Annotated in this window: 9 protein-coding genes; all 9 read left to right on the top strand. The window is 42.9% G+C overall.

Annotated features, from left to right (window positions below; genetic code table 11):
• The first annotated feature begins 26 nt into the window (after window positions 1–26).
• The 9 genes from galU (at window position 27) to LRR81_RS15175 (ending at window position 11,472) form a co-directional block, all read left to right on the top strand.
• Complete coding sequence (gene galU / locus LRR81_RS15215) at window positions 27–920, top strand: UTP--glucose-1-phosphate uridylyltransferase GalU (protein ID WP_231790244.1); 894 nt, start codon at window positions 27–29, stop codon at window positions 918–920.
• Between the two features lie 13 nt (window positions 921–933).
• Complete coding sequence (locus LRR81_RS15210) at window positions 934–2,283, top strand: UDP-glucose dehydrogenase family protein (RefSeq protein WP_231790243.1); 1,350 nt, start codon at window positions 934–936, stop codon at window positions 2,281–2,283.
• Between the two features lie 58 nt (window positions 2,284–2,341).
• Window positions 2,342–3,145: a YusW family protein gene (locus LRR81_RS15205; RefSeq protein ID WP_231790242.1), complete on the top strand. Its 804-nt coding sequence runs from the start codon at window positions 2,342–2,344 to the stop codon at window positions 3,143–3,145.
• A 682-nt stretch (window positions 3,146–3,827) separates the two neighbouring features.
• Window positions 3,828–5,009 (top strand): poly-gamma-glutamate synthase PgsB, encoded by a 1,182-nt coding sequence (pgsB, locus tag LRR81_RS15200; RefSeq protein ID WP_231790241.1) that lies wholly within the window; start codon window positions 3,828–3,830, stop codon window positions 5,007–5,009.
• A 12-nt stretch (window positions 5,010–5,021) separates the two neighbouring features.
• Window positions 5,022–5,471 carry a poly-gamma-glutamate biosynthesis protein PgsC gene (gene pgsC / locus LRR81_RS15195; protein WP_231790240.1) on the top strand — a complete coding sequence of 150 codons (450 nt, stop codon included), beginning with the start codon at window positions 5,022–5,024 and terminating at the stop codon, window positions 5,469–5,471.
• A gap of 15 nt (window positions 5,472–5,486) precedes the next feature.
• Window positions 5,487–6,641, top strand: a complete 1,155-nt coding sequence (locus LRR81_RS15190; protein WP_231790239.1) for a CapA family protein — start codon at window positions 5,487–5,489, stop codon at window positions 6,639–6,641.
• A gap of 9 nt (window positions 6,642–6,650) precedes the next feature.
• Window positions 6,651–8,246 carry a gamma-glutamyltransferase family protein gene (locus LRR81_RS15185; protein ID WP_231790238.1) on the top strand — a complete coding sequence of 532 codons (1,596 nt, stop codon included), beginning with the start codon at window positions 6,651–6,653 and terminating at the stop codon, window positions 8,244–8,246.
• A 12-nt stretch (window positions 8,247–8,258) separates the two neighbouring features.
• Window positions 8,259–8,501: a hypothetical protein gene (locus tag LRR81_RS15180; RefSeq protein WP_231790237.1), complete on the top strand. Its 243-nt coding sequence runs from the start codon at window positions 8,259–8,261 to the stop codon at window positions 8,499–8,501.
• A 595-nt stretch (window positions 8,502–9,096) separates the two neighbouring features.
• A complete protein-coding gene (locus LRR81_RS15175; protein WP_231790372.1) occupies window positions 9,097–11,472 on the top strand; it encodes an immune inhibitor A domain-containing protein in 2,376 nt (791 codons plus the stop codon).
• The last annotated feature ends 42 nt before the right edge of the window (window positions 11,473–11,514 follow it).

Raw genomic sequence — 11,514 nt, 5'->3', positions numbered from 1 at the left:
ATAACAACTTGATTGGAGATGTTTCTATGAAAATTCGCAAAGCTATTATACCTGCTGCAGGCCTTGGAACAAGATTTCTTCCGGCGACAAAAGCACAGCCGAAAGAAATGCTTCCGATCGTCGACAAACCAACCATACAATACATTGTGGAAGAAGCCATCCAATCCGGCATTGAGGATATTCTTGTCATTAGCGGACGCGGAAAGCGTGCTATCGAAGACCATTTCGACAAAGCATATGAGCTGGAAGAAACCCTTTTGAAAAAAGAAAAGTTTGAAAGACTCGAAGAAATTCAAGCCATTTCCAATATGGCGAACATTCACTATATCCGGCAGAAAGAGCCAAAAGGTCTTGGCCACGCTATCAATTGTGCAAGCAGCTTCATTGGAAATGAACCATTTGCTGTTCTGCTTGGAGACGATATCGTAAAAGCAGATAAGCCTTGCTTAAAACAGCTGATCGATGTTTACGACAAATATGAATCCTCTGTTGTGGGTGTACAGGAAGTTGCTCATGAAGACGTTTCAAAGTACGGCATCATTGCACCGCTTGAAAATGCAACTCTTGACGATGGGATTATCTCCCTTGCGTCTGTTGTAGAAAAGCCTGCACGTGAAGATGCCCCATCCAACTATGCAATTATGGGCCGCTATGTGTTAACGCCGGAAATATTTGATATTTTAAATACTCTTCCGCCAGGATCCGGAAATGAAATTCAGCTGACAGATGCTATTAAAATCCTGAACGAATCCCAGAACGTACTGGCCTATGACTTTTCCGGCAAACGCTACGATGTTGGCGACAAATTCGGATTTGTTAAAGCAACAATTGATTTTGCTCTGGAAAGAAATGATTTAAGCGCACAGGTTCAGGAGTATTTAAAAGAACTAGCAAAACGCAAAGAATTTATTCTTTCTTAAGGAGGAGAATACGATGAAAATTGCCATTATCGGTACTGGCTATGTTGGGTTAGTGACAGGCGTATGCTTATCTGAAATCGGCCACAGCGTAGTATGCCTTGATATCAATGAAGAAAAAGTGCAGTCCATGAAAAAAGGCATTTCGCCAATTTATGAACCAGGTCTTGAAGAGCTGATGCTGAAAAATATGGAAGCAGGCAGACTGGATTTTACAACAAGCCACATCACAGGGCTGAAAGATGCCGATGTTGTTTACATAGCTGTCGGAACTCCGCAGGGAGAAGACGGATCAGCTAACCTTTCCTATATTTACAATGCAGCAAGAGACATTGGCCAAAACATTACCCGTGATGCTGTGGTTGTAACGAAAAGTACAGTTCCGCTTGGAACAAACCACAAGGTTAGAGAATTGGTGCTTGCCAACCTTCAGGGAAACCACTGTGTAGAGGTTGTATCAAATCCTGAATTCCTTCGTGAAGGACAAGCGATTCATGACTCATTTAATGGTGACCGCATCGTGATTGGAGCGGACAACGAAGAGGCAGCAAATATCATTGAAGAAATCAATAAGCCGTTTAATCTTCCCATTTTAAAAACAAGCATCAGTTCTGCAGAAATGATCAAGTACGCTGCGAATGCTTTCCTTGCGACTAAAATTTCCTTTATTAACGAAATTGCCAACCTGAGCGAAAAGGTCGGCGCGGATGTTTCCGAAGTTGCAAAAGGAATGGGGCAGGATGCGCGCATTGGCGCTAAATTCCTAAATGCAGGCATCGGCTACGGCGGATCTTGCTTCCCGAAAGATACGCATGCACTTGTGAAAATTTCTCAGGACAATGAGCACAATTTCCACCTGCTAAAATCAGTGATTGAAATCAATGAGCAGCAGAAGACGCTGCTTGTTGAAAAAGCCATTGAGCGTTTTGGCTCACTGAAAGGCAAGCGTGTGGCCCTTTTAGGTCTTGCATTCAAGCCTGAAACAGATGACATGAGAGAGGCAGCATCCATTTCTGTTTCTAAGCGCCTTGTAGAAGAAGGGGCAGAAGTAATCGGCTATGATCCGATTGCAGCTGAAAATGCCAAAAAGGTTCTCCCGGAGCAGGTTGCTTATGCGGAGCAAATTGAAGATGCCATCAAGCAGGCTGATATGGTCTTTATCCTGACAGATTGGAAAGAAATCGTGGAAAAAGCACTGATTATGTCCAATCTGTTCTTAAAGAACCCGGTTGTCTTTGACGGCCGCAACTGCTACACCCTTGAAGAGGCGAAGAAGTACAAGGCTGAATATCATTCCATCGGCAGACATGCAGTCCTTCCAGACCCGCAGGATGCCGCTCGGAAACAAATGGTTGCTTCATTCTAAGGCAGTTAAGCTGCTTTAGAATGATTCGATAAAATTTAATAGTGAAGGGAAGATCTGGATGAAGAAATTAGTTGCTTCAACCGTTCTGGCAACGGCTCTTGCTGTAAATTTCTCAGGAGTCGGACATGCCGCAACAATGCCTAACGTGTCACAAGAACAGGTTCAAAAGGCTAAGGAAACAGCACAGCAGCTTTTGGACAAAGTCAGCACCTTAAAAGCGGATGTGAAGCTTAAGGATGCCAAGTATACTGTTCAGTACACAGAAGAAAGAGGCACTGTTAAAGTACACATTGTGAAGGATTCCGGCAGCAAGAAGTTTGAAATCACAGATGAAAAGGCTAAAACGCAAATTGTTCAATTTGTCAAAGACTTGAATTTGAACAAAAGCATGAGCAAAGAAGCAATCATCGGTAAAATTTCGAAAGCTCTTGGAGTAAAACCTTCTGATGTCCTAAAAGCAAAAGCAGCCATTTCTTTCAACAATGATGCAGATCTTTCCTTCGGGTACAAAAAAGGCAGCAAAGAAGCGGCAGAGTCTTATCTGCCAAACAAACTGGATGTGTACCTTGAAGGCAAAAAGGGCGAGTATTTCCATGCTGAGCTTGCACTGCATGACGATACTGTCAAAGCAAAAATTGAAGAAAAAACTTCAGCAGGCTACAAATCCTATATAGGTTTAGCTGCCCTTATGGAAATGGCCCGCCTGAAATCAGTCCTTACACCATCTAAAGACACAAACATCAGCGACTACTTAACTGCGCTGACAAAAGAACTTGGCTTCAAGCCATCCGAATTAACAGAAGCCGATGTGAAAGCTGTGTTCGGCGACGGTTCAAAAGCAGACATTCAATTTTCGAAGTAATAACAAAAAAATTACCCTATTTATCCAAAAGTTCGACCATTCATCATGAACACCAACCCTTAAAAGACTGCCATCAGGCAGTCTTTTTTGGTTTGTCTGCAGCTGGAATGAAAAACAGTTGTTTAAGTTGAAAGGAGATTAAGAAGTAATGAAGTTTTGTAAACTTATAAAGATATATTTGTAACCTGTGTTTCTAAGGCCAATGATTCATAAAATGGCTTGCATTTCAGATAAAATAACCATTTTGCATGAAGATGGCCGGTGTTTCCTGCCAAAAAATGATTCCCCTCTCGGTAAATGGTTTTATGCGGTGCTTTTGGCCTTCCTCTCATCTTTAACATAATTGCAATAGGTGATAAAACATCTAGGGAATTCCCATTAAAAAGAAAACTTTATCCTTCTGCAAACGCGTTTCTCCTCCGATAATGCTGCTGTAAAGCCTGCTATGATCCCCTTTTAGCTGATGAAACGCTTCCAAAAAGTTCAATGAAAAATTAGAATATTCCCTTTTCATAATTCATTCCACTTAGACTATGATTTTATCGGCTGCTTGAAAAAAAGGGGATTTCCAACTATCTTCATCTTTCATTCTATACTCAGCCCCTTATAGTAGGGATGGGAAGAAAAAAAGACGGAGGCTGAACGAAAAAGCCTAAGTCGGGATTTAAGGAGATGTTATGGCATGTGGGTTATTCCCCTTTGTGCAGCCATTTTGCTGGTATTGGGCGTATTGGAAAAACGGCGGCACCAGAAAAATCTTGATTCTATCCCTATGCGGATCAACATTAATGGCATCAGAGGCAAATCTACGGTTACCCGGTTAATAACTGGAATTTTGATTGAGGCCGGTTATAAAACTGTCGGAAAGACCACAGGTACGGACGCAAGAATGATGTACTGGAACACGAAGGAAGAAAAACCGATTATCCGCCGGCCGGAAGGTCCAAATATAGGAGAACAGCGGCGGGTAACAGAAGAAGTCGTGGAGCTGAAGGCTGAGGCATTCGTCAGCGAGTGCATGGCGGTCAATCCTGACTACCAGATTATCTTTCAAAGAGATATGCTTCAGGCGACCATTGGAGTGATCGTGAACGTGCTCGAGGATCATATGGATGTAATGGGTCCAACTCTTGACGAAGTGGCTCAGGCGTTTGTCGCAACCATTCCGAAGAACGGACATGTCATTGTGAACGAAAGCCCGTACATAGAATTTTTTAGGCGTGAAGCTGAAAAAAGAGGATCTACTTTGATTGTTTGTGATAATTCACGAATTTCAGAGCAATTCCTCAAAAGCTTTGAATATATGGTTTTTCCCGATAATGCTTCTCTTGCGCTTGCAGTAGCCGATGCGCTCGGGATTGATGAAAAAACAGCCTTCAGAGGCATGCTGAATGCTCCGCCGGATCCGGGTGCAATGAAAATTCTGCCTCTTGTAGATCCGAATAATCCAGGCTATTTTGTAAATGGATTTGCGGCGAATGACGCTTCTTCCACAATTAATATCTGGAAGAGAGTTGAGGATCTCGGCTATCCGACAAATGACGCGGTTGTGATTATGAACTGCCGGCCGGACAGGGTGGACCGGACCATTCAATTTGCCAATGATGTTCTTCCTTATATTCCGGCTAAAGATCTTATTCTGATAGGAGAAACAACACAGCCGATTGTGGAAGCCTTCAATGCCAAAAAGATACCATCTGAAAATCTTCATAACCTTGAGGGGTATTCAACAGAGGAGATTCTGGAAGTTATGGAGAGCATGCTTCGGGGAAGAGCTGTCTACGGTGTCGGAAATATCCATGGTGCAGCAGCTCCATTAATCGAAAAATTGGAAGACTATAAAATCAAGCAGTTTGTGAGCTAGGGGGAAACGGAATTGTTCGGATCGGATTTATACATAGCCCTCGTATTGGGCGTATTGCTAAGTTTGATATTTGCGGAAAAAACAGGAGTTCTCCCTGCTGGTCTTGTGGCACCGGGTTATTTAGCCCTCGTTTTTGATCAGCCGGTATTTATGGCAGTCATATTTTTTATCAGTCTCTTAACCTATTTAATCGTCGTTCATGGGGTGGGGAAAGTTGTCATCCTCTATGGCAGAAGGAAATTCGCAGCGATGCTGATGACCGGCATTATATTAAAAGTCCTATTTGATTATTTTTACCCCATCATGCCCTTTGAAATAGCAGAGTTTAGAGGAATTGGAGTCATCGTTCCCGGGCTGATTGCCAATACGATGCAGAAGCAGGGACTGATTTTGACAGCCGGAAGCACGCTGCTTCTAAGCGGAGCAACCTTCCTGCTTATGTCTCTTTACTATTTAATTTAAAAGCGGGGTGAGAACATGAGCGGTCCTTCAGGAAAACGGAAATTAAACTTTCAGGAAAAATTGCTGATTTTTATGAAACGGAACAAATTAAATACGACCAAACAGGTTTTCTTCTGGCTTGCTGTTTCAGCCCTGATCATGTTTGGCTTTTCATTTGCCAAGTCCGAGCAGGGACAGCCTGAATTGAAATATAAAGACGAAATCTTTACAGCCTCCTTCATGGGTGACATTATGATGGGCCGCGAGGTGAAAAAAGTGACGGATCATAAGGGGTACGATTACCTTTTCCAGAACGTCAAGCCGCTGCTGCAGAATTCTGATTACTCAACAGCCAACTTTGAGCATCCCGTCGCAGATGGACTGAAAGGCGGGAAAGACCCCCAGCACATTCATATAGGGACGGATACAGAGGCTGTTAAGGCGCTGCAAAATATGAATTTCACCGTCGCAAATCTAGCAAATACCCATGCTCTTGATTATGGGATACAGGGCCTTGATAAAACTTTCAGCGTTATGAAACAGCATGGTATTGATCCAGTTGGTGCCGGGCGGACTCTTGAAGAGGCGAAAAGGCGCATATCCTATAGAGAATATAACGGCATAAAAGTAGCGACCCTTGGATTTACGGATATTTATCCAAAGGATTACAATGCGACAAAGCTAAATCCGGGAGTTCTTCCAATGAAACCGAAGATTTTCATTCCCTTAATTGCGGAAGCAAAGGAAAAGGCTGATCTGGTTATTGTTAATGCTCATTGGGGACAGGAGTATGACACAAAGCCCCACCCGAGGCAAAAGGAATTTGCCCATGCGATGGCTGACGCCGGAGCTGATGTTATTGCAGGACATCACCCGCATGTACTGTCGCCTGTTGAAAAATACAAAGATACTGTTATTTTCTACAGCCTTGGGAACTTTATTTTTGATCAAGGATGGACAAGAACTAGAGAAAGCGCAATTGCGCAGCTAAGAGTGATGAAGGATCAGAAAGCCAGATTCGAAATCACTCCTCTCCAAATCAGAGAAGGACAGCCATCACCGCTTAGAAATATTAATCAAATACAGAAAAAGCGGATTTTTAAAACTTTGACCAAAGATATGAAAAATGTTGATTGGAAAGAGAAAAACGGCAAGCTCATTTTTGAAATGGATTACGACAAAAAGTTGTAGAAGGTGCTTATGTCTAAGAAATGGATAACCAGAGCCGTGGCGGCGGTAATGATCGCATTAATTCTTCTGTTTGCGATATTCAGATGCAGCAGCTATTCAGGCCCTGACGGCGGCGGAACAGTGAGTGCCAATAACGCGCTTGCCACTGAGGCAGGAACGAAAGTCCTCCGGGATGGAGGCAATGCTGTAGACGCAGCTGTTGCCGTGTCCTATGCACTTGGCGTTGTGGAGCCCTTTGCATCAGGCATAGGGGGCAGCGGAGTCATGGTCGTTTACAATCCAAAGAAAAATATTAAGAAAGTGTACGACTACAAAGGCATTTCATCTTTCGCCAATCTTAAGTCCAAAGATTCTATTGCTGTTCCGGGCTTCGTCAAAGGGCTGGAAACAGCGCATATCGAGCTTGGAGAAAAACCGATGGACGAATTGATCGCTCCGGCTATAAAGTACGCAGAAAAAGGCTTTAAAGCAGATAAATTTTTGACGGACAGGCTGACGATTCAAAAAAAAGAGTTTCATGGTCTTCCAAAGTCCTTTTATCCTAACGGTAAACCGTTAAAGCCAGGTCAGCTTGTAAAACAGCAGGATCTTGCAAAAACCATGAAGCTGATTCAGAAGAATGGGTCAGACGCTGTATACGGAGGAGAAATCGGCAAAAAGATTGCTGAGAGAGCTGATGCCGTAACAGAGGATGATTTTAAGAAATATACCGTTAAAAAGTCAGAGCCTGTTGAAGGGAAGTTTGGAAACTATCATATTCTGACGTCACCGCCTCCAACAGGGGGAGTGACCCTGCTTGAGATTTTAAAAATGGCTGAGCTTTACAAGGGTGAATTTAAGGAAAACCAGGTAACCAACTATGTGCATCTAATTGGTGAAATCACAAAACAAGCCTATAAAGACAGAATTCAGCAGATTGGCGATCCAGCTTTTACAGAAGCGGATGCTAATCAAATGCTCTCTTCCGGCCATATTGAAAAGCAGGCAAAGAATATCAGCTTCGACAAGGTTTCTTTCGATATAGATGTGAACGATACCGAAGCGGACAAAAAAGATTACGAAAATACCACCCATTTTTCTATCAAGGACAGTGACGGCACGATCGTATCGGTTACAAACACACTCGGTAATTTCTTTGGATCAGGCTATCACACAGCCGGTATTTTTCTGAACAATGATTTAACGAGATTCAGTGAAAATAAGAATTCGCCAAATCGGATACAGCCTGGAAAAAGGCCAAACAGCTATATTACTCCGGCCATATTGGCAAGCAAGGATGAAACAGTTGGCATAGGGACACCAGGCGGCAAGCGGATTCCAATGGTGATCGCACAAGCTTTGATCCAGCACGAATACTTCGGAAAATCATGGCAGGAAGCCATTAAGGAACGAAGGTTTTACATCGAAGGCAAAAAGCTGTATGCAGAGCCGGGCTATCCAAAAAATGTGAGAGACAAGCTTGAAAAAAGAGGATATGACATCAGAACGAAAAAGTCTCCCTTCTTCTACGGTGGAATCAATGCGGTAATCGATGACAGAAAGAACAGCAGGGAATATGGAGCAGCCGATCCGAGAAGGACTGGCACGTGGAGCACAGCCAACTAAAGGAGGATAAAAATGAAATTTTTAAAAAGCATCTTCAGTTTGGTCGTAGTAACAGGAATCTTAGCTTTTATGATTGGATTTAAACAGACGGAAACTGTAGGGCCTGCTGAGAAGCAATCCATCACAGCGACAATGACACAGGTTGAAAAGCATAAGCAGCAACTGCAGGCGACAGCGATGGCGGCTAAACAGAAGGTTGATGAATATGCTCAAAAACAGACCGGTCAAAAAAGTGACGGCCAAACTGGCAGCTGATCAAAAATCCCCTTTAAAGGGGATTTTTTTAATGTTCTATCGTGATGTTTGTTCTTTTGAAAGAACGATTTGAACGATGGAAGCAGCGGACATCTTTATTTTTAAAGAGGGCAGGCAGGGAGAGAAAACCCTTCTTTGTTATATCATGATAATGCTTCTCGATTATTGCAATAGAACAAAAGAACTTCTGAACGTTTTTATTATGAAACCTCAGATTTAGTCCTCCCGAAAAGAAGTTTTATTATGACTTACATAATTTCCCTTATAAATTTCTGAGAAAAGATTTTAATAGATAAAAGCACTAAACTCCTTGTCCTGACAGCCTTTCTATTAAAAAATATTCTTCTGGCATTTTATTAACAAACCCTTCTATTATTTCGTTTCTCGAAATATAGACAAAAAAATAGGGTATTCTGCCTAGTCATTTTTTAGTAGAAATAGAAAATTCGGACTATTTATTAAATTCAGATTAAATTTATAATAATATTGTAGTAAATATTCTTTTTATTAGAAAATATGACTCGTTTTACCAGATGAGGCGCTATTTTCTACATAAGCGGAGGGGGCTTGTGAGTTGAGGAAGTTAAAACGTTCTATGGAAAGAAATCAGAGAAAATGGAAAAAGGCTGCAAAAGTAACAGCTGCAGCCATGCTTTCCGGCGGATTTATTTTAGGAAGCTTGCTTCCTGTAAACGCTGCATCAGCAGCTTCCACTTCAAAAGTGGCAGAGTCAGCACCAATTGATGTAGGTCTGATTCCGGATGAAAGGCTTGCTGAAGCATTAAAGCAGCAGGGATTGCTGAACAACGATGCAACTGTTGCTGAAACACAGGCAGCAATTAAGAATTACGTAGCACAAAAGCAGGGATTTAAAGCACCGGAAGATCAAAGCTTGAGCAGTGTAAACGTAAAAGCTAAGGATACAAAAAAAGATCAAAAAGAAAAGACTAAAAGAAAAGGTTTTGGAAACCTTGGTCCTGGCAGCGGCAACGGTTTTGTAAAAGTAGACTCTGCAAAACAGGCAAAGTACAATGGTCCTGTCCGCACTGATAACGTACTAGTTTTATTGGTCGAATTTGCAGATTTCAAGCATAATAACGTCGATAAAACACCTGATTACATGTGGGCAAGTGATTTCAATCAAAAGCACTATCAGGATATGATTTTTGGTGACAAAGACTTTAAACTTTTTAACGGAGATAAAATTAAAACATTCAAGCAGTATTACAATGAGCAATCTGGCGGAAGCTATGATGTTAAAGGAACAGTTCACGACTGGCTTACAGTTCCTGGTAAAGCTGCAGATTATGGCGCAGACGCTAAAACAGGCCATGATAACCTTGGCCCTAAAGGTCCTCGCGACTTAATTAAGGATTCCTTGAATGCAGCAGTTGCTGCTGGAATTAATTTATCAGATTATGACCAATTTGATCAGTACGATCTTGATGGAGACGGCAACAAAAATGAGCCTGACGGACTCGTTGACCACTTAATGGTTATTCATGCCGGAGTTGGACAGGAAGCAGGCGGCGGCAGACTTGGAGCAAATGCCATCTGGTCTCACCGCTGGACAGTTGGACCACAGCCTTACGCAATCCCGAACACGACTTCCAGCACAAAGTACTGGGGCGGCAAGATGGCTGCATTCGATTACACAGTAGAGCCTGAAGACGGCGCTGTTGGTGTATTCGCCCATGAATTTGGACATGATCTTGGTCTGCCGGATGAGTATGATACACAGTACACTGGTGCAGGTGAACCGATCGAAGCATGGTCCATCATGAGCGGCGGCAGCTGGGCAGGTAAACTTGCCGGAACACAGCCGACAAGCTTCTCTCCTCAAAACCGCGAATTCTTCCAAAAAACAATGGGCGGCAACTGGGCCAACATTGCGGAAGTAAACTATGATGACCTGCAAAGGCACGGTATGGCTACAGTGATTGACCAGGCAGTTACAAAATCTAAAAATCCTGGCATCGTAAAAGTAAATCTTCCGAAGAAGCCTGTTAAAGGAATTGCTCCTGCTTTCGGTAAGAAATACTATTACAGTGACAAAGGCGACGACCTTCACAATTCTATGAGCACGCCTGAATTTGATCTGACAAATGCTTCAAGCGCTGAATTCAGCTACAAAGCTCACTATGATGTTGAGTATGATTATGACTTCCTTGAAGTTAACGCTGTCCTGAGCGATGGTACAAAAGTACTTGTTGACAAGATTGGCGATGAACTGACTGATGAAAAAACTGGTGCAGACACATCCAAAGGCCAATGGGTAGATAAAACCTATGACCTTAGCCAATTTAAAGGCAAAAAAGTGAAGCTTCAATTCGATTATATTACGGACGGCGGCCTTGCAATGGACGGCTTTGCCCTAGATAACGCAGAACTGAAAGTAGACGGCAAAACAGTATTCTCTGATGATGCAGAAGGAACACCAAAAATGGCACTTAACGGCTTCATTGTTTCCGACGGCAACTTCTACAAAGACAACTATTACTACCTTGAGTGGAGAAACTATGCAGGATCTGACGAAGCGCTTCAATTCGGACGCGGCGTTCCTTACAACACAGGAATGGTAGTATGGTACGGCGATGAAAGCTACATGGATAACTGGACAGGCCCTGGCTACCACCCAGGATACGGATTCCTTGGCGTTGTTGATTCACATCCAGAGGTTGTTGTTGGAACGCTTAAAGGCAAGCCATCTGTAGCAAACAGCACTCGCTACCAGATTGCTGACGCAGCATTCTCTTATGACCGCACACCTGGATTCACAATCAGCTCTCCTTCAAGAGGACTGTTCACATTTGACAGCCTTCCAGGAGTTACACGTTTCAGCGACAGCAACACATATATCGATTCCAAGCTTCCTGATGCAGGACGCATTCTGCCAAATAACGGTTTGAAAGTTACTGTTCTTGGAGAAGCGAAGGATAACTCTGCTGGTGCAGTGTATATCGGTAAATAATCGATTATAAGAGAAAACCAGTCCTCGATGAGGGCTGGTTTT

This window comes from Metabacillus kandeliae (assembly GCF_021166585.1).
Lineage (GTDB): Bacteria > Bacillota > Bacilli > Bacillales > Bacillaceae > Metabacillus_B > Metabacillus_B kandeliae.
This window is presented reverse-complemented; position numbering and strand designations above follow the sequence as displayed.